Genomic DNA, 24,110 nt, shown 5'->3' with positions numbered 1-24,110 from the left:
GAAAACGTCAAAAAAGTAGATTTGAATTCTTTTACTCATGTAAAAGTTAATAAATTCGCTACTGAAAATGAAGAGGTTTTAGAGGGAATAAGAGGTTTTAAAAGTGACTTATAGTATTCAATTACCTATATAAAAGATTAACTAACCAAAATCAATTAATAACCAAAACCAATTAAAACATGAAAAAAGTATTGCACATTTTAGCCGTGATGTTAACAAGTTCTTTTGCTTTTGCTCAGGATGAAACTGAAGTTGCGACTTCACCGGCGACCACTTGGGGAGGATCGGCAGATGCTTATTATAAATATGATTTTTCAAAACAAATGAATGGATTGACAAGTTTTACCAATTCTCAGGATTCATTCGAATTAGGGATGGCTTCTGTTCAGGCGGGACATACCTTTAAAAAAGCCTCAGTCTTTGTTGATTTGGGCTTTGGAAAAAGAGCAGGGGAGTTTTCTTATAATGAAACAACAGATAAAGACATAAATGCAAAATTTTTAATTAAACAATTATTTTTTACCTATCAGGTTACTGATAAATTTAAGTTTGTAGCCGGTAGTTTTGGGACGCATATAGGCTATGAAGTATTGGATGCAGTTGCGAATAAGAATTACAGTATGTCCTATGCTTTTTCTTATGGTCCGTTTTTTAATACCGGTCTGAAAGCACAATACACGTCAGGGAAGTTTACAGCTATGGTTGGTATTACCAATCCAACCGACTTTAAATCAGCAATGGATGCAGGTTCAAGTCAAAAAACATATATAGCACAAGTTGGGTATATAGGAGATACAGGAAGTGCGTACTTGAATTTTACTTCAGGAAGTACTAATCCGGCTTCTGACGAGAATAAAACACAGATTGATTTTGTAGCGTCTAAAACCATAACGGATGCTTTTTCTTTAGGGTTTAATGCTACATATGCTAAAACAAATAATGATATCGACAGTGCACTCGACGGCGATTGGTTTGCTTTGGTAGGATATGCAAATTACGCTTTCAAACCAAGTTTGAGTCTGGCTTACAGAATGGAGTATTTTGATGCGAAAAAGGCAGCTGCGAGTTTAGGGACTTTGACTGGATCAAATGTTTTTGCCAATACTGTTTCTTTGAATTATAAAGTAGGGAAATTGACAATTATCCCGGAGTTAAGATACGATGCTGCCTCTGAAGATATTTTTTTAGATAAAGATGCCACTCCAACCGGAGGATCATTCTACGGATTGGTAGCTACAACATACTCTTTCTAGAGATAAAGATTGATATTTTTTTTTTTTTTTTGGAGCTGTCGAAACATACTTATGTTTTGGCAGCTTTTTTATCTTTTTAGGTGAGATGCGTATTGTGAAATGTGAGTGGTGAGTTATAGGGTAATATTCTTAATGCGTAAGTTTGGCTTGTGCGATACTATAAAAGCTTAAATTTTTAACCGCAAGGAGTACAAAGAAAAAAACGCAAAGTTCGCAAAGCTGTGTATTAGCTTGCGAACTTTGCGTAAATCTTAGCGTTCATTACGGTTAGCCTTCAGTTCTAAATTACTGAAGCTGTTTTTTATAAATCGAATAAATCGTATCAATTGTTTTTCGATCCAAAGTCGGTGTTACATCAGTTTGAATGTAATGTAATTTGAAAGCCATAATAGCAGCTGAAAGATTCTTAGTGTTATATCCAATAATCCTTAGCGCCTGTTCAATTTTAAAATCGAAAGGAGCTTCCTCTAGAATTTCGTCCGACCAGATTCCAAATCCTTTTTCGGCCAGAGTTTTCCAGGGGAATAAAGCACTTGGGTCCTGTTTCCTTCCCGGAGCAATATCAGAATGTCCTAAGATATTTTGAGTTGGAATGTTGTAATCTTTCTTTAGTTTGGTTAAAAGCGCTACTAAACTGCTGATCTGAGCTTCCGTAAAAGGCTTAAAACCGTTGTTGTCAAGTTCTATTCCGATAGAAGAAGAGTTTAGATCTGTATTTTTCCCCCAGGTAGAGGCTCCTGCATGCCAGGCTCTCAAGTAATCGTTCAGCATTTGAACTACTTTTCCGTTTTCAGATATGACGTAGTGAGCACTTACCTGAGTTCTTGTTTTGGTAAAAGTATTGATCGTCTGTTGAAGCGAATCCTGAGCTGTATGGTGAATAATAATAAAACTAGGTTTTCTTAAGTTGAAGTTTACCGTTCCAATCCATTCTGTCTGTATGCCATTTAATAAAGAAGTTGATCCGGTTTTTGATAAAGTGTCTTTTATAATACCAAGCTGCTGTGCATAACTCGTGTCAATAACTATAGGTGGTACTACCGGAATTGGCTGAGCCTCTTTACTGGTAATTTGTCCTTCTAAGGTTTTAAGCTGCTGGTCGTAAACTTTTTCAGTGTTTTTGTACGGATTTGTAGAGCAAGAAGTAATAATAATTGCTAAAATCAGGTAACAAAAATGTTTTTTTGTCATGGTTAGTTGCATTTTTTTTAGATGAAGTTGAAACAATTATTCCTGAGCTTTCATCATTTCAGAGTCTTCTTTTACTTCTTTTGTATCTTTATCTTTTGAGTCTTTTTTCTTTTTAGATTTAGAGGTCTTTTTGATCTCTTTAAAATTATCCATAAAGGCAGTGTACTTTGGGACCTGATCCGGATTTAAGAAAGCGGTGATTTTTTTTGTGGTGCTTTCTCTTAAAGCTTTAATCTGTTCGATCTTTTGATCCTGACTGCTGCTCTCATTTTTTAGTAAAATTCCTTGTTCTCTCATGCTGTCCACTAAAACATTTGAAATAGCGATCACTTGCAGTTCGTCAAGATTTACTTCAGGTTTCATCTGTTCTACAATTTTACCAACAGTCTCCTCTACAGGTACTTCTTTCGGTTTACTGGTATTGGGTTGTGGGCCTCCCATCATACTTCTGTCCATGCCCATTCCGCCACCTCTTCCGTAGCCATTTCCATAACCACCGTAACCGTTATTGTATCCATTTCCGTATTGAGCAGAAACAGAGTTAAAACACAATAAGGTGAAAAACAAAATAAATAAAGATTGTATAGGTTTCATAAAAGTGTATTTTATCTAAAATTGATACTTGTTTAGCGTAAATTTAAGCAGGTTCTCCGTATAAATCAAATTCTGTCGCTTCTATTATTCTTATATTAACAAATTCCCCTGTTTTTACATAATGCTTAGAAGCATCAATTAAAACTTCGTTATCAACATCCGGACTGTCAAATTCAGTTCGCCCTACAAAATGAGCTCCCTCTTTTCGGTCGATAATACATTTGAAAACCTGTCCTACTTTTTCCTGGTTTAAGTCCCATGAAATTTGCGACTGTAATTCCATGATCTCGTTCGCGCGGGCCTGTTTTACATCGTCCGGAACATTATCTTCCAATAAATAAGCATGTGTGTTTTCTTCGTGAGAATAAGCAAAACATCCCATTCTGTCAAATTTCATTTCCTGAACAAAATCTTTCAGAATTTCAAAATCTTCCTGAGTTTCACCAGGATATCCAACAATTAAAGTTGTTCTGATCGCCATTCCCGGAACGGCAGCACGGAAATCTTTTAATAACTGTGTCGTTTTCGCCTGAGTAGTACCACGACGCATCGATTTTAAAATAGAATCCGATATATGTTGTAGTGGAATATCGATGTAATTACAGATTTTAGGTTCACGTTTCATTAATTCTAAAACATCCATTGGGAAACCTGTAGGGTAAGCATAATGAAGACGAATCCATTCAATGCCTTCAACAGCGGCTAATGCTTCCAGAAGTTCAGCAAGATTTCGTTTTTTATAAAGATCAAGACCGTAATACGTCAAATCCTGAGCAATCAGAATTAATTCTTTTACGCCATTTTTAGCTAAGCCCTGAGCTTCTTTAACCAGTTTTTCAATTGGCTGCGAAACATGTGAACCTCTCATTAACGGAATCGCACAAAAACTGCAAGGTCTGTCGCAGCCTTCAGCAATTTTCAAATAAGCATAATTCTTTGGAGTTGTAGTCAAACGCTCTCCCAGTAACTCGTGTTTGTAGTCGGCCCCAAGAGCTTTAAGAAGCTGAGGTAATTCAGTTGTACCAAAATATTGATCGACATTTGGGATTTCCTTTTCTAAATCCGGTCTGTAGCGTTCAGACAAACATCCGGTAACGAAAACTTTGTCTACTAATCCTTTGTCTTTTTTATCAGCATATTCCAAAATCATGTTTACCGACTCTGCTTTGGCGTTGTCAATAAAACCGCAAGTGTTGATCACGATAATGTTTCCTTCTTCTTTAGCAGGTGCCTCATGTTGTACTTCTTTGCCATTAGCACGAAGTTGTCCCATCAGCACTTCACTGTCATATACATTTTTCGAACACCCAAGAGTGATTACGTTAATTTTGTTCTTTTTTAAAGACTTGGTTCTCATACTTTTATAAATTGGAGTGCAAAATTACACTTTTTTATTCAAACACCGCGAGTTTCCGTTTCTTTTAGGTGATTTTTATGAAGCTTATCCTGCTGTCCGCTGTATCTTTTGTATCCGCGCGGCGGGCACAAAAGGATGTCGCTTCCATCAGGGCTAAAAAAAATCCGTCAAGTAAGAGCTTGACGGAGATTATTCATTCTATTTATTTTTTAATTACAATTCAAATAATAAAGTAAGCGTAACGTTGTTTAGTTTTGAAGTAACGTTTGCTCCATCAGTAAATCCGGTTGCAAAAAATCCCTGATTCGACTTTCTTTCCAAATAAGAATAGGCTAAATCTACTTTAGTACCTCCAAAATTATAACCTAAACCACCAGAGTAACTGTTTAAGTCTCCAATTGTAGTTCCGTTTTTGTAAGGGCTTTGTTCAAAACGATACCCACCACGTAAGCTTAATTGTTTTATTTTGTATTCAGCACCTACTCTTAGTTCGCCGGCATTCGTCAATTGATTGCTAATGTCGCTGTTTACTCCTCTGAAACCGGCATCGTTTGTTGGTTTGTATTTGGTATTTCCGTAGTCTTTAATGGCGTAATCAACACTGATAAGGCCTGATTTTCCAAATACATAAGCGGCACTGAAAGTAGTTTTTCCTGGTGTTTGTAAGGTGTAAGAATCATAAACATTTACGATTTTTGGATTTACCGTTTCGTTAATGTCTTGTCCGCCCTGAGCTTTTCTTGTGCTGTATAAACTTTGCGAAGTTTCGTCGTTTAGTTCGTACCAGGTATTGGATTCATAGGCTAAACCAAGTCGGAATGCATCAGTAACTTTAGCGATAGCTCCAAGTTGAAAAGAGAAGCCGTTACCATACGTATATAGTTCGTTGTTAAAACGTAGGCTTGAAATTGTTTCTCTCGTTTCTAAAGGATTGTCATTGTCTTCATAGAAGCTGGAAGATCTTCTGTAATCAGTAACGTGAACATTTAAGTTGGCTCCAAGGTAGATTCTGTCTTTGTAAGATGTTGCAATATTGAAGCTTACTTTACTATTGTATCCGCTGGTGAAAACTTCATTCTCATGGTAATAGTTACCGCCTGCTGGTACATTACTGATGTATTGTGTGTTGTTGCTGTTTGTGCTAACAGGGTCAATTACATGTCCCCAATATCCCATATAGGCTTGTTGTTCGTTATAAAACAAGTCTTTGTAGTTAAGTCCGTCTATTACGTTCAAAGGAATTCCGTTTGCAAATTTTAAGAAATACTTATCAATAGAATTTATTGGGTTTGTTCCTATTGAGACAATTCTGTTGTCGAAATTATTAGTGTTTTCGTAAGTGGCTCCAATCGTGATTTTTTTCCAGTTGTTGTTTGGGTTATGATCGTGAAAAACAAAAACAGCGCCTGCCTGATTGAGTATAAAAGAGTTTTTGCTTTCGCTAATTCCTGTTCCAAAATAGTTGGAATTGTTTTTGATGTTTTGATTGCTAAAACTTACTCCAACCTGGTTATTAGAGAATACTGCCGATCCTGCAGGGTTTACAGAAATAGCGGAGAAATCTCCTCCAACAGCTCCAAAAGCACCACCCATGGCTCTGAATCTTGCGGTTCCGGTTAAATTGTCTTGTGCATAACGTACAGCATCTGATATTTCCTGAGAGTGTGAGACGCTGACAGTTAGTCCTGTAATAAGTAGGAATAATATTTTTTTCATTTGGATAGTTTTTAGTATGATTTTGTGATTATTGAAAGAGGCGATTATCTTCTTCCGCCTCCTCCGCCACTGTATGATCTTCCGCCACCGCCACCGCCGCCGCTGTATGATCTTCCTCCGCCGCCACCGCCGCTATTCATAGAACGGGAAGGGCTAGGAGAGTAGCTTCTTGTTGGCGCAGAATTGTTATTGTTGTAGTTGTAGCTTCTGTTAGAGTTGTAATTGTAGTTGCTTGATGATCTTCTGTTACTGTAATCAGCACTATTGTATTGAGTTGTGTTTCCTCTGTTTGTAAAGGTTGGTGAGGAGTTGTTGTATGTTCTTCCGTTTACAGACGCATTTCTTCTTGAATCAGAGAAATCGCTTCTGTTTGTGCTATAAGTTCTGTTGCTGTTATAATTACGGTTAGTATTGGTGTAGTCTCTATTCGAGTTGTAAGTTCTGTTGGTGCTGTAGCCTCTGTTTGTGATGTAGTTTCCGGAAGAATAGTTTCTTCCTCCGTAATAAGCAGCAGAACCTCTTCTTCCGTAGTTATAAGAGTAGTTGTTGTATCCATATCTGTGACCAGGTCCCCAGTAGCCAGGGTAACCCCATCCTGGGTATCCCCATCCGCCACCCCAGTAGCCAGGGTATCCCCAATAGCCAGGATATCCCCAATAGTTGTCCCAGTATCCTCCGTAACCCCAACCATAGTAAGGGTATCCGAAGCCAAAACCAAATCCTAATGACCATGTAGGGTTAGAATAAACGTTTACAGAAACATCAGTGGTTGCACTTCCCCAGGCAGGGTAGTTGCTAACGGTTTTTGTGCTGTCATTTACGGCATAATTACCATAGTTGTCCACATCTGTAAAAATTTCAGTTGGCTGATTGTCGTCTTGTAATGATCTGAAGTAATCTTTATATTGATTATTTGTGGTATTTGCCTGAGCATACGTTCTTGGTGAACCTCCGTAAATTCCGTCATTGTCATGATAGGAAGTGTTTTGGTAAGAACCACACGATGCTAGTAGAAAACTCAATAATCCAATTAAGTAAAAATGACTTGAGTTTTGGCGAAAAGAAATAGAAGTTTTCATATCTGTGGTGTTTTTTATTGTTGCACATTACAAAAATAGTTAGTTTTGTCAAACTATTTAGTTAAAATTATTAAAACAAAATTTGTGCCAAACTATTCGATATGAGTAAGAACCTCACTACAAGATCAGAAGATTATTCAAAATGGTATAACGAGCTGGTTGTAAAAGCAGATCTAGCTGAAAATTCAGGAGTTAGAGGATGTATGGTTATTAAACCTTACGGATATGCTATATGGGAAAAAATGCAGGCGGAACTGGATCGAATGTTTAAAGAAACAGGACATCAGAATGCGTATTTTCCTTTATTTGTGCCTAAGAGCATGTTTGAAGCGGAAGAGAAAAATGCAGAAGGATTTGCGAAGGAGTGTGCCGTTGTAACACATTATAGATTAAAGAATGATCCGGAAAAACCCGGAAAGTTGATTGTAGATCCAAATGCGAGGCTGGAGGAAGAACTTATTGTTCGTCCAACGAGTGAAGCTATTATTTGGTCTACTTATAAGGGCTGGGTTCAGTCTTATAGAGATTTGCCTTTGTTGATTAATCAGTGGGCGAATGTAGTGCGTTGGGAAATGCGTACCCGTTTGTTTTTAAGAACCGCTGAGTTCTTGTGGCAGGAAGGGCATACGGCTCATGCTACAAAAGCGGAAGCGTTAGAGGAATCTGAAAAAATGATGCATGTGTATGCTGATTTTGCGGAAAATTTCATGGCAATTCCGGTTGTAAAAGGATTTAAAACCGAAACAGAACGTTTTGCAGGTGCTGATGAAACGTATTGTATTGAAGCTTTGATGCAGGATGGAAAAGCATTGCAGGCAGGAACTTCTCACTTTTTAGGGCAGAACTTTGCTAAAGCATTCGATGTTAAGTTTGCTAATGCAGAAGGAAAACAAGAGCATGTTTGGGGAACTTCATGGGGAGTTTCGACTCGTTTGATGGGAGCGTTGATTATGACGCATTCTGATGATCAGGGGTTGGTATTACCTCCAAATTTAGCACCAATACAAGTGGTGATTGTGCCAATTTATAAAACAGATGAGCAATTGGCTGAAATTACGGCTGCAGTTAATGAATTGACGGCTAAATTAAGAAAACTGAAGATTTCGGTTAAATATGACGACCGGACTACTCAGAAGCCGGGATTTAAGTTTGCAGAATGGGAATTGAAAGGGGTGCCGGTTAGAATCGCTGTTGGACCAAAGGATTTAGAAAATGGAACTTTTGAAGTTGCGAGACGTGATACGCTGACTAAAGAGGTTGTTTCTAGTGGTGAAATTGTGAATCATATAAATGATCTTTTGGAGCAGATTCAGATTGATTTATTTAATAGAGCATTGAACTATCGAGATACCCATATTACGGAAGTGAATAGCTTTGAGGAGTTTAAAGAAGTTCTGGAAGGAAAAGGTGGTTTTGTGTCGGCTCATTGGGATGGTACTGCGGCTACTGAAGAGAAGATAAAAGACCTGACAAAAGCGACGATTCGCTGCATTCCTTTGGATGCTGTTGAAGAGGCGGGAACCTGTGTGTTTACTGGGAATCCATCTTCTAAAAGAGTGCTTTTTGCTAAGGCATATTAAAAAAAAATAAAAAAAATTGCATCAGCTATTGTGCAACTAAAAAATAGATGTATCTTTGCATCCGCATTAGAGAAACACACGGTCCGTTCGTCTATCGGTTAGGACGCCAGGTTTTCATCCTGGTAAGGGGGGTTCGATTCCCCCACGGACTACTTTTTTTCTGCGATAAAGTTATTTAACTTGATGTAATGGTCCGTTCGTCTATCGGTTAGGACGCCAGGTTTTCATCCTGGTAAGGGGGGTTCGATTCCCCCACGGACTACAAATTTCAATTTCTTTAAATTGAAGAAAACTTAGTACGATGATGGTCTGTTCGTCTAGGGGTTAGGACTCCAGGCTTTCGTCCTGGTAACAGGGGTTCGATTCCCTTACAGACTACAAAAATTAGTTGTAAATAAGTTTTATAAAATAAAAATTGGTGTCTCGGTTTTTGTTTTATTAGTTAAAACCAAAGTGATTGTTTTATAATTGTGGGAGGTTTTTCTTTTTTAACTAGTATTTATAATAATTATTACATCTAAAAATTAAAAGAAAATGGCAAATCATAAGTCAGCATTAAAAAGAATCAGAAGCAACGAAAAAAGAAGAGTTCTTAACAGATACCAGCATAAAACTACTCGTAATGCTATTAAAGCGTTAAGATTAGCTACTGATAAAGCTGATGCATCTTCTAAATTATCAACTGTAATCTCTATGATTGATAAGTTAGCTAAAAAGAACATCATCCATGATAATAAAGCTTCTAACTTGAAGTCTAAATTAACTAAACATGTTGCTAAATTGTAATTAATTACAATTTGATAAAAATATAAAAGTCCTCATATGAGGACTTTTTTTTGTTTGTTTCATTCGGATGATTTTTAAAGTTTGATAGTATTTGATTGTGCTTTGGAATTTATGATTTAGAATTTGAAATTCTGGGATTAGATTCCGATTTTCTTTTTAAGATACTCCAGCATTGGCAGAGTAATTGGTTTTGAAAGGAAATCGATTATAATGGGGTATTTTTTAGCTTTGGCCAGATCCTCAGGATCGATAGTAGAGGAGAGGATGATTACGTTTGCGGTATTGAATTCTTTGTAAGCCGGAGAGGTAAAATGATCCAGAAATTCCCAACCGCCCATTACGGGCATATTTAAATCTAAAAAAATCAGTTCCGGTTTCTTGTTTGCTTTGTTTTTGTTGTTGGTGTATTTAAGTGTATTGAAATGGTGCAATGCTTCCTCGCCATTCTGAGCTGTGATGATTTCTTTTGAGAATGACGATTTCGAAATTACTTTTTTGCATAACATCAACGTGATTGGATCATCGTCTATACATAAAATTTGCTCGAGCATATGAGTTAGTTTTTGAATGTTATTGTAAATGTAGTGCCTTTGTTGACTTCACTATCAATACTGATGGTTCCTCCCATGGTTTCGACTTGCGATTTTACAAGATACAAACCCAGTCCTTTACTGTCGGGGTAGTTATGGAATCGTTGGTATAGTCCAAAGACTTTGTCGCGGTTTCTTTCTAAATCAATTCCAATTCCGTTGTCTTTGAAAGTTAGAACTGCTTTTTGGTCGATTTGGTCTGCTGTAATGGATATTTTTAGTTTTCTGTTTTCTGATTTGTATTTTATGGAATTGGTGAGTAGGTTTAGTAAAATGCTTTCGATATAGGCTTTGTTTGTGTTCAGCAACGGAACTTTATCGAATTTGAGTTTGATAATGGGTTTGTGCAGTTCGATTTGAAACGATAGTTGGTTGAATACATTCTCAAAAACTTCCTGTAGAGAGACTTCCTCTTTTTGCATGGAAGGGTTGTCTTTGATGATGATTACTTTTACTAAGTCGTTGATGGTTTCGTTTAACAAATGTGTTGATTTCGTAAAACCGGACAGAATTTCTTCGAGCTCTTCGTTTTCGACAGGTATGTCCTCAATAAGATTTAATAGTCCGATCAAATTGGATAACGGCGCACGTAAATTGTGTGAGGTGATGTAGGAGAATTGCTTTAAGTCTTTGTTATTTTGAGTTAATTCTCTAATTAAGTGTTCTTTTTCGGTCTCCAGTTTCTTCTCATCGGTAATGTCTCTCTGAATGGAAATCCAGTGTGAAATGATGCCTTCGGTGTTAAAAATAGGAATCATGGAGAATCTTACCCAGTATTCTTCTTTTGATTTGGTATAGGTTATAGTCTCAATTAAGCATTCTTCTTCATTTTTTATAGCTCTTAAGAGTTTTTTTAATTCTTCTGAATCGGATTTTGGGCCTTTGAAGATATTGGGTGATTTTCCAATTATTTCACTTGACATGTATCCTGACATTTGTGAAAAAGCGGGATTAACGTAAACAATTTTTGGTATTTTTCGATCCGGAGAATTGGCTTCTGTTATTAATATGGAATCTTTAGATTGTGTAATTACAGTTTCTAAAAGTCTTAAACGCTGTTCTTCTTCCTTTTGTTTGGTGATGTCCTGGATGGCTCCAATCATTCTGATGGCTCTTCCGTTTTCATCTTTTAGCAGAAAACCTCTGTCCAGAACATATTTGTAACTTCCGTCGGCACATTTAAAACGATACTGGTCTTGCCATTTTTCTGTTTTTTGTTCTATAAAAGAGTATAATTTGATAGACATTCTGATGCTGTCTTCGGGATGAATCTTGTCAAACCACCATTTGGATGTTTTTCCAACTTCTGCCGGATTGTACCCAAAAACGTTTTCTATTCCTTTGTTCCAATTGATGCTGTCTTCCTGAATTTTCCAATCCCAAATGGTATCACTTGTTGCTTTTGCTACAATGTCATATTTTTCGTTCGATTCCTTTATTTCTTCGTTTGTTTCCTTTAGTTTTTTGAAAATAGCAATGTTTTTTTTCTCGTTTTTAGAGAGTATGTATTTGAAAAACAGTGCGGTAGTGAGTATGAAAAAAATGTCCTTTAAAAAAAAAACAGTGTAGTAATCGCTCTTTGAAAAGTAAGTTGTAAGTAATTTATGGCAGATGATTGCCACAAATAACGATATGATAATATAAACCAGAGTAATTTGTAGAGTTTTACTTTTCATCACTCAAATATAGTTAAATTAACTATAATTAAACAATAAGAAAAGTTCAATTTAGACTTAAATTTACATTGTTTTTAAGTGACTAATCACTTGTCTCTACGCAAACTATCGCAGAAACGTTTTTTATATCAAAATAAAGTGTACCTTTGCACCCATTAAAAATCACAGATGGAATCTATTAGAAACATTGCAATTATTGCCCACGTCGATCACGGTAAAACCACTTTGGTTGATAAAATTATGTATCACTGTCAATTATTTCGTGACAACGAAAACACAGGTGATTTAATTCTTGATAATAACGATTTAGAGCGTGAGAGAGGTATTACTATTACTTCAAAGAACGTATCAGTTCAATATAAAGGAACAAAAATCAATATTATTGACACTCCTGGCCACGCGGATTTTGGAGGTGAAGTAGAACGTGTATTGAACATGGCCGATGGTGTATGTTTGCTAGTGGATGCTTTTGAAGGTCCAATGCCACAAACTCGTTTCGTATTGCAAAAAGCGATTGACTTAGGTCTTAAGCCTTGCGTAGTTATTAATAAAGTGGACAAAGAAAACTGTACTCCTGAAGAAGTTCATGAAAAAGTTTTTGATCTAATGTTTGAATTAGGAGCTACTGAAGAGCAATTGGATTTCCCAACTGTTTACGGTTCTGCTAAAAACAACTGGATGTCTGATGATTGGAAAAACCAAACAGCGAACATCGAGCCTTTATTAGACATGGTTATTGGTAATGTTCCTGCTCCTAAAGTTTCTGAAGGAACTCCACAGATGTTGATTACTTCTTTAGATTTCTCTTCATTTACAGGTCGTATCGCTATTGGTCGTCTTGAAAGAGGTGTTTTAAAAGAAGGTATGCCAATTTCCTTGGTAAAAAGAGACGGAAAAATTATAAAATCAAGAATTAAAGAATTACATACATTCGAAGGTTTAGGCCGTAGAAAAGTAGAGCAGGTTATCGCCGGTGATATCTGTGCTATTGTTGGAGTTGAAGGTTTTGAAATTGGAGATACAATCGCTGATTTTGAGAATCCTGAAGCTTTACAGACTATTGCAATTGATGAGCCGACAATGAGTATGTTGTTCACTATTAACGATTCACCTTTCTTTGGTAAAGAAGGTAAATTTGTTACTTCACGACACATCAGAGAGAGATTGACTAAAGAGTTAGAGAAAAACTTGGCGATGAAAGTTGGAGAAACTGATTCTGCTGATAAATTCATGGTTTTTGGTCGTGGTGTATTACACTTATCTGTTCTTATAGAAACAATGAGAAGAGAAGGTTACGAATTACAAATTGGTCAGCCACAGGTTATCATCAAAGAAATTGATGGTACAAAATGTGAGCCGATTGAGGAATTAACAATCGATTTGCCGGAGAATCTTTCAGGTAGAGCAGTTGAATTCGTTACTATTCGTAAAGGTGAAATGCTAAGTATGGAAGGTAAAGGAGATCGTATGATTATTAAATTTAATATTCCTTCTCGTGGAATTATTGGTTTAAGAAATCAATTGCTTACCGCTACTGCCGGTGAAGCTATTATGGCACACCGTTTCATAGGGTATGAACCATACAAAGGAGAAATTCCTGGACGTAACAACGGTTCATTAATTTCTATGGAGAACGGAAAAGCAATTCCTTATTCTATCGATAAATTACAGGATCGTGGTAAGTTTTTCGTTGATCCTAACGAAGATATTTATGAAGGTCAGGTTATTGGAGAGAACACTCGTAGCGACGATATGACTGTTAACGTTACTAAAACGAAAAAACTTTCTAACGTACGTTCTTCAGGAGCTGATGATAAAGCAAGAATTATCCCTGCTATCAAATTCTCTTTAGAAGAAGCTTTAGAGTATATTCAGAAAGATGAGTATGTAGAGGTAACTCCAAAATCACTTCGTTTAAGAAAAATTTATTTGACTGAAACTGACAGAAAAAGATTTAAAATCTAATATTCTAAGTTCAAAGTATAAAAGCCAAATTCCATTCACTGGGATTTGGCTTTTTTTGTTTTTGTAATCTAAAGGTGAGATTTCCTCATTCTATTTTTTTACCCGAATTTTGACGTTTATCTTTTTAGACTAAAATGGCCTTTAATAATTCTGCCATTCGTAAATTGAAGGCTGAACCAATAGTCATCTGATGGTAATTGCTGGTTATTAAACTGGCCGTTCCAGCCCAGAGTGTTTTTATCCAATTGTTTGAGTAGTTTTCCATAACGATCAAAAATGAAGATTTTAAAAGCCGGAAGCTGATCGGAATTTTTAATTAGCCATAAATCATTGTAACCATCTCCATTTGGAGTAAAGAATCTCGGGTAATCTGCAATGTAAATCTGATATTGGTTTGATGGTCCGCAGCCATTTTTGTCTCTTGCGATGACATTATAAACTCCTGGTCTTACGTTAGTGAATAACGGATCGTCCTGAAAAAAACTTCCGTCCAATGAAAATTCATAATTACCAACTCCTGTGTATTGAATTAAAACAGAATTCTCATCACCGGAGAAATCTTTTGTATCTGCACCGGTTATAAGTGCCGGTTCGGAGAGTATTACTTTGAATTTTTTGGTTTTTTCGCAGCCGTTAACGTCTTTTACAAGTACTGAATAATCTCCGACTGTATTTGCCGTAATAGAGTTCGAAGTAGCTCCCGTGTTCCATAAGTAGCTGGTAAAACCGCTCGCAACGCTTAATGTAATTTGTTCGTTTTTACATAAATATATTGATTCGTCTTGAAAATTTGGGGGATCAAAAGTATTTACAACAAGAGTTACGGGAAGAATATCGTAACAATCTGGTCCATTTACAGCTTTTGCATAAATGGTTTGGGTAAAAGCAGTAGTGTTTTTAAAAATAGTAGGTAACGTGTTTGTATCGGCTAAAGCATCATTGGTGTTTAAAAAGTAACTGAAAGTGATACCCGGAGGTAAACCTGTCGAAAGTTGAGGGGTGACCTGTGTATTCAAATCAAATTGATAAAATCCGTCTTGTTTGTCGTCTCCGTCGCAAGTCGCGAATGGATTTTGACTGGCAATTGCGGTGTTGGAAATTTGCAACGTCACTTCTGCAATTTTACTACAGCCATATTGGTTTTCAAGTCGGACGTAAATGACCTGATTTTGGGATTTATTATTGTACTTTTCCGGAGTTGGAATTGGATTTGCTTTAGTCTGAGCATCCGTTAATGATTCGTAGTATCCTTTGTTCAGCGTTTCGGCAACATTGTTTTTAACGATATTAGCGACCTTTGTCAGGTCGAAGATTGATACTCCGTCAGTATCATCGTCGCATTGTACTAATGAAGTGTTGGTAGATAGAATTTCCGGCGCAAACTCAATTTTAATTTTCCCGGTGGCAACACAGGTCGTACCGGTTAGTGTGGCTTCAACTTTATAATTGCCGGATGTTGTCACAGTATAGGCAGAACCGGTTTCTGCCGGAGAAATTTCTACATAGTTATCAGTGGTAGTCTCTTTAAACCATTTAAAAGTATATAGATTGCTGTCCAGATGTGTGTCTAATAGAATGCCTTCTCCAAAACAAGCCGGGTTTTTATCGGCAATTGTTCTGTTGGATCCAAGATTTATTCTAGAGATAAAACTCCCCGCTTCTATAAAAACTGCAGAGTTGAATTGCCCCGTCGGATCGTCAGCAATTACTAGTTTTAAGTGGTATTTTTTGTTTGGAATTACATCTGTATGAGCATTCATAACTACAGTTTGTCCAGCGTAATTTATGGGGCTATTAATGGTATTGTAGCCATTGAAGAAATTTTCATTTAAAGGTTCGCATCCCGGATAGTTGGTGCCATTGGCAAAAACGGGGTCGATTTTAGTATGAACGGTTGTAGAAGCGACAGGGGTTGTTGTATTGGGTAAGACGGCTAAATTTTTATAAGGATCGCTAGTGCCCACTTCTTTTATTAAAAAAGCAAAACCATCAGAATAGATGCACGGATAGTACGTTTGATACTCGTTTGAAGCAAAAATATAATTAAAGCTGATGGAATTGGCTAAAGCGATAAAATCAAATTCCAGAACAGTTGCCTGTTTACTCTCGTTATTGTTTAAGGCCTGATTTAAGTCTGAGTCACCCGGCCATTTATCATTAGTAACGCCTATAGAGTTTGATTTTATAAATGGACCTGAAGCATTTGTACTTGGTGATGTGCTTAAAACAATACCTCCTGAAAAGGGAAAACTGCCTCCTCCCGAATTAAAATACGCATAACTTTTGCCGGTATTAGCGGGGTTTCCGGTTGCATTAACACTGGTAACGTTGATACAAGCACTGTTTATTAAAACATTTTTGGCTAAATCGTCAGGAGTTCTGGTATCGTCTATACTAATATTTTGTGCGTTTACTTTTGAAGAGAGTAAACACACAAAATAGAGTAGTGATAAGATTTTAAAATAGTTCATAGTACAACAAATATACTACAAATCTCTCTTTTTTAATAGTTTGTAGGAGAAGTAAACAAATAAGAATGTCCAGATTAAAACGATTATAATCGAAGTATAGTGTACGCCATAATCTTTGGTATTTTCTACTCCTATTTGTGTCCCTATTGAACGAATTACTGATAATCTTGAAAAAGGCTCAATTATTAGATTGGACATGGCTTCAAGTGGGAAAAAATTCATGATCGTTTGACCCACCGAACTTTCAGGGAAAATTTTAAAGATCAGAACTCCTTTCGCAATTCCTTCTATGATACTCCACACCAAAAGAAAACCTAAAGCAAAAGCGGAACGTTTTACCAAAATCCCCAAAAACAAACAGAATGCGAAGAAGCCCGTTAGTTTTACGAAAAAGGCGAGAAGGTAATCCAAGTCCATCACAATCACATCAAATTCGGTATAGGATGAAAAGCACAATCCAAGAATTACACTCATAACAAATACGAAAATGGTAGAGGCTAATGCAAACAGTACGACTGTAAGAAATTTGGACAGAACGAATTCTTTTTTACTTAGACCGTCAATCAGGTTTTGTTTTAAAGTTCCGTAGCTGTATTCATTGGCCATCATAGAGACAATAACGATTGCAAGGAAAAGTTTAAGTAAGGCCGCAACATAAGTATTGAAATGCCAAATGAAAGGGAAGTTGAAAATACCCATTTCTGCCAAATGGAATTTAAAAGGACCTATGTCAAATTTGATCGAAGCCATTAGGGCTATGAAAGAAAGCAGTATGAAATAAGTTAGCGTTAAAATACGACTAGCTTTATTTATCCAGATTTTTTGTAGTTCTATAGAGAGTAGTCTGTTCATGGTTTAGTTGTTTTGGATAATGGCGTTTTTGGTTAATTCTAAAAATTGCGCTTCTAAGCTGTTTTTGCGTTTTACTAAATGGCTCAAGGCAATATTTTTAGAAAATAGAAAAAGATTGAGTTCCGAAGCGGATAAATCTGAATGCAGGTAAACCAGAATTTTACCATCTTCTTCAGTGATTTTTTCCACTGCCGGATGTGTTCCCAAAATGGTTTTCAGTGCCAGATTATCATCAGACTGAAGTTCAAAGAAACCTTCATTGGCAGACATTCCGTCTACTGTACCGGAGTACAAAATTTCTCCTTTTCGTAAAACCACTACATGCGAACACACTTTTTCAACTTCATCCAAAAGGTGAGAGGCCAGTAAAATTGTGGTTCCTTGCGATGCAATCTTTCTGATAATATCCCTGATCTGATGAATTCCCTGTGGATCTAAACCGTTTGTAGGTTCGTCTAAAATTAAAATTTCGGGATCATTCAAAAGTGCCGAAGCAATGGCCAGACGTTGTTTCATTCCCAATGAAAAGGTACTGAACTTGCTGTCTTTTCTCTCGGATAGCCCAACTAAATCAAGTTTTTCACTGATTTTAGAATAGTTGATGCTTTTTATTTTACAAACCAGTTTCAGGTTTTCTTCGGCAGTCATGTACGGGTAAAAGTTAGGTCTTTCGATGATAGCGCCTACTTTTTTTAGTGCTTCATGGGTTTGAACCTTTCCTCCAAACCAGGTATAGTTTCCTGAAGTTCTGTTCACCACATTCAGGACAATTCCTAAAGTGGTCGATTTACCGCTTCCGTTAGGTCCTAAGATGCCATAAACGTGGCCTTTTTGTATTTCAAAAGATACATTTTTTAAGGCCTGAATACGCCCGTATCTTTTGTTAAGATTCTCGATAGTAAGTATGGTTTCCAAATTTATTTCGGTTTTAGTTTTATGTAAGACGATTCAACTTTTATTTTGTTACGCTAAATTTATTTATATGATGCTATTCCTTTAAATTTGTAATAAAGATATTCAAAAATATGAGCGAACCTTTAATGGTTTTGAAAAAACCGACCTATCCTTTAATGCCGTCTCTTCTTAGTTATTTAGAACGATACGAACGTATTTCGAAAGTATCGGTATTCTATGATGATCTGTTACGATTTTCAGGTTCGGTTAATGTTTACGATAAAAATGAAACGGATACTTTGTGGATCAGAGTGTATTACAGCGAGTTTGAACGAAAGGAAATCGATCTGAATCTGAAAAAAATCTACTCCCTTTTACATTCTGATGGAAATAACGAGATCATTCAGTATTTGAATATTGATGCGATTGATTACTGTACTTTTGGTAATTCTAAACCTTTTCGAATAAAAGTTCGTAATATTCTCAATGATAATTATGTTCATTTTTATATCAAAAAAGCAGATGCTTCAAGAATTTACGGATTAGAGCTGGAGGATATTCTCTCACCGGATAAAATCAATTTTTTGGTTTTTAAGGATACTTTAATTGAAGAGCATATTATCGGAATCCCGGGTGACGTTTTTATGGATACTTTATTGGATAGTTGTACAGAAATGGAAAAGTCACAGATTGCAAAAGAATTTGTGAAGTTCAATGAGCGTTGCATGATCAGGCTTTTAGGTGACATGCGTGCTTATAATTATGTGATAGTGCCTATTCATGACTTCGATCAGGTAGTGTATAAAATCCGTCCAATTGATTTTGATCAGCAATGTTACGAAGGGAACTTTAAAGTGTATCGTCCGCAGTTTTTCAAAGAAAATTATCCGATGATTCAATTGATCAAAGAAAAATTAGAAGACCGGTCTATTATTCAGTACAAGGATGAGGAAAGAGCGATTTTGGCCAAGCGTATTCATTCTGCCGAAACCAGAATCAAAAAACTGCTGAGCATTATGTGTCACGATACAATTTCGACAGAAGAGCATCTGAATCAGCTAAAAATGGAGTTGTATCGTTATACCAATGATATGAAGTTCAAGAATGCTAAATCGATGGGACATATTATGTTTGCCGCTTTTGAATTTATTACACGTAATTTTAAAAATACAAACCTGCTTTAAGTACGACATTTAAAATAGATCTTTAGTCGTTAGTACGTTTTAGTCAGGTTAAACATTAAAAGAAGATATTATGAAAAAGTTTTTTTTACTCGGCACTTCTATAGCCTTACTGGCTTGTCAGCAACAATCCAATACCAATTTAAAGATGCTTTACGCACTTCCGAAGAAGTTGAAAGAAGTTTCGGGAATTACTTATTTTCCTGACACAAACTTAATTTATGCGGTAGAAGACAGTGGTAATAAAAACGAGATTTATGCTATAAAATCAGACGGAAAAATAGCCCGATCGATTGTTGTTTCAAATGCAACTAATGTAGATTGGGAAGATATTACCAAAGACAAAATCGGGAATGTTTATATCGGAGATTTCGGGAACAATGACAACGAGCGTAAAGATCTGTGTATTTATAAAGTCAATAAGAATCAATTGAACAAAAATTCAGCAGTGGCAGAGTATAAGGTTTCATTTTCTTATCCGGAACAAACGGAATTTCCTCCGAAGAAAAAGGAAATGTTCTACGATGTCGAAGGCTTTTTTGAACACGGGAATTATTTTTATCTGTTTACCAAAAACCGCAGTAAAAACTTCGATGGAACGGCCTTTATTTATAAAATTTTAAACGCTCCGGGAACTCAGAAAGCGACTAAAATAGGGGAGTTTAAGACTTGTGACAATTACAATCATTGTGTTTTAACAAGTGCAACCATTAGCCCTGATGGTAAAAAAGTAGCTTTGCTGAGTCATGATAAAATCGTTTTGTTTAAAGGGTATAAAAATGATTTGTTTCACAAGGGATCTCAAACGGAAATTAAACTGGATCACTTTTCGCAAAAAGAAGCTGTCGTTTTTAAAGACAACAACACTTTACTGATTGCCGATGAGAAGGCAAACAAGACTGGTGGGAATGTTTATGAGTTTAAGCTAAAATAAAAAGGGACTAAGGTACTGAGGAGCTGAGGCTCTAAGGTTTTTTGCCACGAATTCGCAAATTTTAGTTTACCGTATCATTTTTGAATACTGAGAAAGAAAGCTTAGGATCTTAGAACCTTATTAACTCAGTACCTTTAAAATAAAAAGTTAGCCACGAATTCACGAATTTTAAATTACAAAATCATTCGTGAATTCGTGGCAAAAAAAACTTAGAATCTTAGTAACTCAGCATCTCAGAACCTCCCATCAAAAACTATAAGCCGCTCCAAAAATGACTCTTCCGGTTTCGTCAGGTGATTTGAAATAAGTAATTCTTGCAGTTAGGACATTGATCGCATTCAGCCAAAATCCTCCGCCGTAATCCTGATGCCATTTTCGGGAATTTTCACCGTCAAGCCAGATTCTTCCATAGTCAAAACCGCCCAGTATTCCGTAGGTTAACGGAGCAATCGTTTTTTGAATTTTACCAATGCTAAGACGTAAATCAGTGCTTTGAGAAAAATAAGAGCTTCCCAGAAAACGTTCGTTTCGATAACCGCGTAAATCGGTATCGCCTCCTAAAGCTGCACCCTGATAAAATTCGTAATTGTTATTTAGGATTGCTTTCCCTTTTAAAAGTGTGGCCAAAACCAGCTTTCCGTTAGAATCAATTTTATGGGTAAATCCTAAAAGGCTTTCAAGAGTCGGGAAGTTTTGTTTGGTTTCATTTAGATTTGCTAACCACGCTGCCGAGATCATGAAAGTAACCCCCAAAGTAGGTTTTGCAGCGAAATCGGAATTTTTGAAATGGTATTTGATTTTTGCACCTCCAAAAACCTGACTTCCAAAAATAGCAGGATTGATGATGTTTGGGATGTCAATAAATCGGTTTTTAGTTTCTTCTACCCTCATTTGCTGTAACATCGGCTGTACGCTAAATTCGCTTCCATATCGCCCAACATGTCTGATGGCGACAGAAACATTAAATTTCTGAATGCGAACACGGTTGTAATCCATTCCGAATTGCTCTGTATTATTGATCGTTTCATTTCCATATCCGAAATAATTCACCGTAAAATTGGGAGTTGTATATTGGGATTCAACATCAATGACCCATTTACCAAGTAAGCCCGGGAAATGTGCTGCATAATCCAATTCGAAACCTTCTGTTGCGAAATAATAAAAACCGTTTAACACATGTTTTTGGGTGTAAGGGTTTTGTTTGAAATTGTTTACGGTATAATTTAGATTAAAACCGAGCTTTACACCATCGTCAGGATTGTAACCCATATTTGGGAGCCCTGAAATCACATTATACTTTGGCTTTTCGTAATTGTAAAGGTTAACATCGTAGTCATCTGTTAGTTGAGTTCCGGTTTTTGAATCCAGATTATAGGTGTTTTGTTTTGATTTAAAATCATAAACGATCACTCTTTTTCCGTTCTCAATGTTATACGTATCATTGTTTTGCCCGCCAATTAAACGAATTTTTATGTTTGATTTTTCATTACCGGTTACCTCAAAAGTATCATTATCGTCTAAGCCATAAATCCATAAGTTTGAAGTTTTGGCATCAGTAACGGTTTTGGTGTATACCAATTCGTCGCCCTCTTTCTTAACTCTGAAAACCTGAATTTCCAGTGTTTTTCTGGCGCTATGACGAATTACAAACTTATCTTTTTTATCTGTTCCGGCGATCATCACAGTATGACTTAGAACGTCAAAGTATTCCGAAGCATATTTTTGAAGGTCTTTTTTTCTGCTTTTTAATTTCTGTTGAATGTCTTTAATCGTCTCGTCCTGAACCTCTTTTGGTAAACTTTTAAAAGCATTGTCAATATCTGTATCCGATAAATTTTCCTGAATGTATTTTGCCTGAGCAATCCAGTCTTTTTCTTCGGCAGTTTTTAAAAAAGCTAAATCGAGAGGATAAGGCTCTCTGTTAAGCCATTTTACATTGTCGATTTTGTCTTTAAAAGTACGCATGTGACGCAATGCAGGAATGTTCATCAAGAGCGAAAGTAAAGTTCCGTCATATTTCGAAAAAGCCTGATCGCGATCTCTGGGAATCGGTTTGTAAATGACCTTTCCGTCTTTTTTATATTCGCCCCAGCGCCATTGATCGTCATGTCGGTCCCAGTCGCCAATAAGCATGTCAAACAAGCGGGCTTTTATATATTCGTTTTCGTCAACAGTATATTTTTCATCTTTATGAAGGTTTTTCATCATGTCAGATGTACTGATAATATTGGTTGGATTTCCAAAATTCTTGCCTTCCAGATGATTGTCGGCAGGTCTTTCTTCGACCATGTACAATTCATCTCCAAAATTCGAATTAAATTCCTTTAAGGTATTTTGTTTCGGAATGTAATATAAAATCGGGTTGCTGTGTGCCAGTCCTATTCTATCGGCCAGATTCCCCACTGCAAAAGGAGTGTAGGGGTGAGAAGTAGTATAAAAGTCCAATAAGAAATTCTCGGCGTAGGTATTTTCAAAATCATTAACAATGTACTGATCCTTAAAAGCAACAGATTGTAAAAACTGTGTGGCACTTTTTTTCATGGCACGCATCACATATTCACGGCCTTTTGGATCGGATAATCTTAAGGATATCGATTGATGCCCTCCGCCTTCACGAATTGGTTTCAGACCTCCCATTAAAGTGTCTAAAGTAGCTGTTTTTGCCTCAATGGGTAAACTATAATATTTTCTATAGTGGTTCCCAAAAAGAAATTTATGAAACAGACTTTTCTGAGTCATTTTTTGAGAATAGATAGAAGTGGTGATTTTAGAAGGGAAATTATTCGGAATATCAGCAGCCCAGTTGATTTCTTTGGCCTTTATGATTTCCTGCTCAAAAAGTAATTTTTCGTGATTGTTTTCATTTCCGAAGAAAGAAACTTTCGCATCTCCGCTTTTGAATAAAGTTAAGGTAGCATAACCGTTTCCTCCATAAGAGAAATCATTGGAGTTAATTGCCCTTGCAGCTTCAGATTTGGATCCCGCACCGCTGATAATCTGCTTAATATTTTCCTTGTTTATATACTGCAGATTATGATCGTGACCGGAAACTACAATCACATTTTTTTGTTTTTGCAGTAGTGTTTTAATACGCTTGGCATAAGCAGTATATTGTTTGTTTTGAATGTCTTGCGGACTGGCACCAGTGGTTTTTCGCAGTAAATTAATAAAGGATCCAATTACCGGAAGCGGAATTTTTTGCTCTAAAGGGAACAGTTGTTTTTCCAACGAATATTGGCCGCCATGCGATCCGTTGCTCATAAGTGGATGATGTATGGCAAGAATGACCGTTTTCTCCTGATTTTTATTCAGAATACTTTCCAGTTCATCAAAAAAATCTTCTCTGGTTTTAATATCACAATTGTCATTTATTGTAGGGTGGTTGTTCCAGTCTTCCAGAAACCATTCACTGTCAATCGTTACTAAAGCAGTTGTACTGTCTATTTTAACAGCTTCTATGGCACAGCTTTTTCGGGGTAAAAAAGCTTTTTTATCATTTAAATATTTAGTAACAAATTCAGCCTGAAGTTCAAGACCTTTGATACCGTTGTACCAATCGTGGTTTCCGGGAATGAGAATGGTTTTTCCTCTGAATCCTTCGGTAAGTTTTAATTGATTGGTCAGTTTGGTTTCGGCCAAAGCCTTTTCCGGACCCTCATTATTGGCGGGAAACCCTTTCGGATAAATATTATCTCCTAAAAAAAGTAAGGTCGATTTTTTACTCGCTTTTTTTAGCCTTTGATGCAGTAATTCAAGAGTTTGCTGTGCTTTTTCTTCGTCTGCGTTTCCGGCATCACCCACTAAATAAAAAGTGTGGGCAATTTTTATACTATCTGTTGCGTTTTCCGTTTCGTTGGCACTGACATTTTTACCATATTGTGCTTTATGAGTCGCACAGGAGTAGGTGAGCAGCAAGACAGCTATTGCCAAAGAAGAGGTTTTAATTTTCGCAATAAAATGATTATCCAAAAACAATTTCATAATTTAGTGG

General features: G+C 36.5%; 17 protein-coding genes and 3 tRNA genes. 9 read left to right on the top strand and 11 right to left on the bottom strand.

Annotated elements, in window-relative coordinates; genetic code table 11:
* The first annotated feature begins 179 nt into the window (after positions 1-179).
* A complete protein-coding gene (locus ACAM30_RS02780; protein ID WP_369617142.1) occupies positions 180-1,253 on the top strand; it encodes an outer membrane beta-barrel protein in 1,074 nt (357 codons plus the stop codon).
* 285 nt (positions 1,254-1,538) lie between these two features.
* On the opposite strand, the gene ACAM30_RS02775 is transcribed toward ACAM30_RS02780, so the two are convergent.
* The 5 genes from ACAM30_RS02775 to ACAM30_RS02755 all read right to left on the bottom strand — a co-directional run bounded on the left by ACAM30_RS02775 (position 1,539) and on the right by ACAM30_RS02755 (position 7,190).
* Positions 1,539-2,444, bottom strand: a complete 906-nt coding sequence (locus ACAM30_RS02775) for an N-acetylmuramoyl-L-alanine amidase (RefSeq protein WP_369617141.1) — start codon at positions 2,442-2,444, stop codon at positions 1,539-1,541.
* 36 nt (positions 2,445-2,480) lie between these two features.
* Positions 2,481-3,038 carry a hypothetical protein gene (locus ACAM30_RS02770; RefSeq protein ID WP_369617140.1) on the bottom strand — a complete coding sequence of 186 codons (558 nt, stop codon included), beginning with the start codon at positions 3,036-3,038 and terminating at the stop codon, positions 2,481-2,483.
* A gap of 43 nt (positions 3,039-3,081) precedes the next feature.
* Positions 3,082-4,395 (bottom strand): 30S ribosomal protein S12 methylthiotransferase RimO, encoded by a 1,314-nt coding sequence (rimO, locus tag ACAM30_RS02765; RefSeq protein ID WP_369617139.1) that lies wholly within the window; start codon positions 4,393-4,395, stop codon positions 3,082-3,084.
* Between the two features lie 213 nt (positions 4,396-4,608).
* The gene (locus ACAM30_RS02760) at positions 4,609-6,111 is read right to left on the bottom strand and encodes an OmpP1/FadL family transporter (RefSeq protein WP_369617138.1); all 1,503 of its coding nucleotides are present in this window, start codon (positions 6,109-6,111) and stop codon (positions 4,609-4,611) included.
* A 44-nt stretch (positions 6,112-6,155) separates the two neighbouring features.
* Positions 6,156-7,190: a hypothetical protein gene (locus tag ACAM30_RS02755; RefSeq protein WP_369617137.1), complete on the bottom strand. Its 1,035-nt coding sequence runs from the start codon at positions 7,188-7,190 to the stop codon at positions 6,156-6,158.
* Positions 7,191-7,291: 101 nt separating this feature from the next.
* Between ACAM30_RS02755 and proS the strand changes: the two genes are divergently transcribed.
* The 5 genes from proS to rpsT all read left to right on the top strand — a co-directional run bounded on the left by proS (position 7,292) and on the right by rpsT (position 9,556).
* The gene (gene proS, locus ACAM30_RS02750; RefSeq protein ID WP_369617136.1) at positions 7,292-8,770 is read left to right on the top strand and encodes a proline--tRNA ligase; all 1,479 of its coding nucleotides are present in this window, start codon (positions 7,292-7,294) and stop codon (positions 8,768-8,770) included.
* A gap of 80 nt (positions 8,771-8,850) precedes the next feature.
* A tRNA-Glu gene (locus tag ACAM30_RS02745) sits at positions 8,851-8,922 on the top strand.
* 38 nt (positions 8,923-8,960) lie between these two features.
* Positions 8,961-9,032, top strand: a tRNA-Glu gene (locus tag ACAM30_RS02740).
* Positions 9,033-9,076: 44 nt separating this feature from the next.
* Positions 9,077-9,148 (top strand) — tRNA-Glu (locus tag ACAM30_RS02735).
* Between the two features lie 156 nt (positions 9,149-9,304).
* Positions 9,305-9,556, top strand: coding sequence for a 30S ribosomal protein S20 (rpsT, locus tag ACAM30_RS02730; RefSeq protein WP_017495211.1), 252 nt, complete (start codon positions 9,305-9,307; stop codon positions 9,554-9,556).
* Between the two features lie 137 nt (positions 9,557-9,693).
* On the opposite strand, the gene ACAM30_RS02725 is transcribed toward rpsT, so the two are convergent.
* Together ACAM30_RS02725 and ACAM30_RS02720 are read right to left on the bottom strand one after the other, a co-directional pair.
* A complete protein-coding gene (locus ACAM30_RS02725; protein ID WP_369617135.1) occupies positions 9,694-10,107 on the bottom strand; it encodes a response regulator in 414 nt (137 codons plus the stop codon).
* 5 nt (positions 10,108-10,112) lie between these two features.
* Positions 10,113-11,822, bottom strand: a complete 1,710-nt coding sequence (locus tag ACAM30_RS02720; RefSeq protein WP_369617134.1) for a PAS domain-containing protein — start codon at positions 11,820-11,822, stop codon at positions 10,113-10,115.
* Positions 11,823-11,990: 168 nt separating this feature from the next.
* Here ACAM30_RS02720 and typA point away from each other — a divergent pair, with 168 nt between their 5' ends.
* On the top strand, positions 11,991-13,787 hold the full coding sequence (gene typA, locus ACAM30_RS02715) for a translational GTPase TypA (RefSeq protein ID WP_369617133.1): 1,797 nt from the start codon (positions 11,991-11,993) through the stop codon (positions 13,785-13,787).
* A 116-nt stretch (positions 13,788-13,903) separates the two neighbouring features.
* Here typA and ACAM30_RS02710 read toward each other — a convergent pair whose 3' ends face one another.
* Genes ACAM30_RS02710 through ACAM30_RS02700 form a run of 3 tightly spaced genes read right to left on the bottom strand, consistent with a single transcriptional unit; the run spans position 13,904 to position 18,025 of the window.
* The gene (locus ACAM30_RS02710; protein WP_369617132.1) at positions 13,904-16,258 is read right to left on the bottom strand and encodes a choice-of-anchor L domain-containing protein; all 2,355 of its coding nucleotides are present in this window, start codon (positions 16,256-16,258) and stop codon (positions 13,904-13,906) included.
* 15 nt (positions 16,259-16,273) lie between these two features.
* Positions 16,274-17,110 (bottom strand): ABC transporter permease, encoded by an 837-nt coding sequence (locus tag ACAM30_RS02705; protein ID WP_369617131.1) that lies wholly within the window; start codon positions 17,108-17,110, stop codon positions 16,274-16,276.
* Positions 17,111-17,113: 3 nt separating this feature from the next.
* Positions 17,114-18,025, bottom strand: a complete 912-nt coding sequence (locus ACAM30_RS02700; RefSeq protein WP_369617130.1) for an ABC transporter ATP-binding protein — start codon at positions 18,023-18,025, stop codon at positions 17,114-17,116.
* A gap of 110 nt (positions 18,026-18,135) precedes the next feature.
* Between ACAM30_RS02700 and ACAM30_RS02695 the strand changes: the two genes are divergently transcribed.
* Both ACAM30_RS02695 and ACAM30_RS02690 read left to right on the top strand, forming a co-directional pair.
* Positions 18,136-19,188 carry a hypothetical protein gene (locus ACAM30_RS02695; RefSeq protein ID WP_369617129.1) on the top strand — a complete coding sequence of 351 codons (1,053 nt, stop codon included), beginning with the start codon at positions 18,136-18,138 and terminating at the stop codon, positions 19,186-19,188.
* 70 nt (positions 19,189-19,258) lie between these two features.
* Entirely contained in the window at positions 19,259-20,119 is an 861-nt protein-coding gene (locus ACAM30_RS02690) for an SdiA-regulated domain-containing protein (RefSeq protein ID WP_369617128.1), read from the top strand.
* A gap of 246 nt (positions 20,120-20,365) precedes the next feature.
* On the opposite strand, the gene ACAM30_RS02685 is transcribed toward ACAM30_RS02690, so the two are convergent.
* Positions 20,366-24,100 carry a metallophosphoesterase gene (locus tag ACAM30_RS02685; RefSeq protein WP_369617127.1) on the bottom strand — a complete coding sequence of 1,245 codons (3,735 nt, stop codon included), beginning with the start codon at positions 24,098-24,100 and terminating at the stop codon, positions 20,366-20,368.
* Between the last annotated feature and the right edge of the window lie 10 nt (positions 24,101-24,110).

It is taken from the genome of Flavobacterium sp. CFS9 (genome assembly GCF_041154745.1).
Taxonomy (GTDB): domain Bacteria; phylum Bacteroidota; class Bacteroidia; order Flavobacteriales; family Flavobacteriaceae; genus Flavobacterium.
This window is presented reverse-complemented; position numbering and strand designations above follow the sequence as displayed.

Bases quoted from the DNA above. Each gene is read 5' to 3' on its own strand.
- ACAM30_RS02710 (WP_369617132.1), bottom strand. From the start codon at position 16,258: ATGAACTATTTTAAAATCTTATCACTACTCTATTTTGTGTGTTTACTC.
- ACAM30_RS02720 (WP_369617134.1), bottom strand. From the start codon at position 11,822: ATGAAAAGTAAAACTCTACAAATTACTCTGGTTTATATTATCATATCG.
- ACAM30_RS02775 (WP_369617141.1), bottom strand. From the start codon at position 2,444: ATGACAAAAAAACATTTTTGTTACCTGATTTTAGCAATTATTATTACT.
- ACAM30_RS02685 (WP_369617127.1), bottom strand. From the start codon at position 24,100: ATGAAATTGTTTTTGGATAATCATTTTATTGCGAAAATTAAAACCTCT.
- ACAM30_RS02770 (WP_369617140.1), bottom strand. From the start codon at position 3,038: ATGAAACCTATACAATCTTTATTTATTTTGTTTTTCACCTTATTGTGT.
- proS (WP_369617136.1), top strand. From the start codon at position 7,292: ATGAGTAAGAACCTCACTACAAGATCAGAAGATTATTCAAAATGGTAT.
- ACAM30_RS02780 (WP_369617142.1), top strand. From the start codon at position 180: ATGAAAAAAGTATTGCACATTTTAGCCGTGATGTTAACAAGTTCTTTT.
- ACAM30_RS02690 (WP_369617128.1), top strand. From the start codon at position 19,259: ATGAAAAAGTTTTTTTTACTCGGCACTTCTATAGCCTTACTGGCTTGT.
- ACAM30_RS02695 (WP_369617129.1), top strand. From the start codon at position 18,136: ATGAGCGAACCTTTAATGGTTTTGAAAAAACCGACCTATCCTTTAATG.
- ACAM30_RS02755 (WP_369617137.1), bottom strand. From the start codon at position 7,190: ATGAAAACTTCTATTTCTTTTCGCCAAAACTCAAGTCATTTTTACTTA.
- ACAM30_RS02725 (WP_369617135.1), bottom strand. From the start codon at position 10,107: ATGCTCGAGCAAATTTTATGTATAGACGATGATCCAATCACGTTGATG.
- ACAM30_RS02760 (WP_369617138.1), bottom strand. From the start codon at position 6,111: ATGAAAAAAATATTATTCCTACTTATTACAGGACTAACTGTCAGCGTC.
- rpsT (WP_017495211.1), top strand. From the start codon at position 9,305: ATGGCAAATCATAAGTCAGCATTAAAAAGAATCAGAAGCAACGAAAAA.
- rimO (WP_369617139.1), bottom strand. From the start codon at position 4,395: ATGAGAACCAAGTCTTTAAAAAAGAACAAAATTAACGTAATCACTCTT.
- typA (WP_369617133.1), top strand. From the start codon at position 11,991: ATGGAATCTATTAGAAACATTGCAATTATTGCCCACGTCGATCACGGT.
- ACAM30_RS02705 (WP_369617131.1), bottom strand. From the start codon at position 17,110: ATGAACAGACTACTCTCTATAGAACTACAAAAAATCTGGATAAATAAA.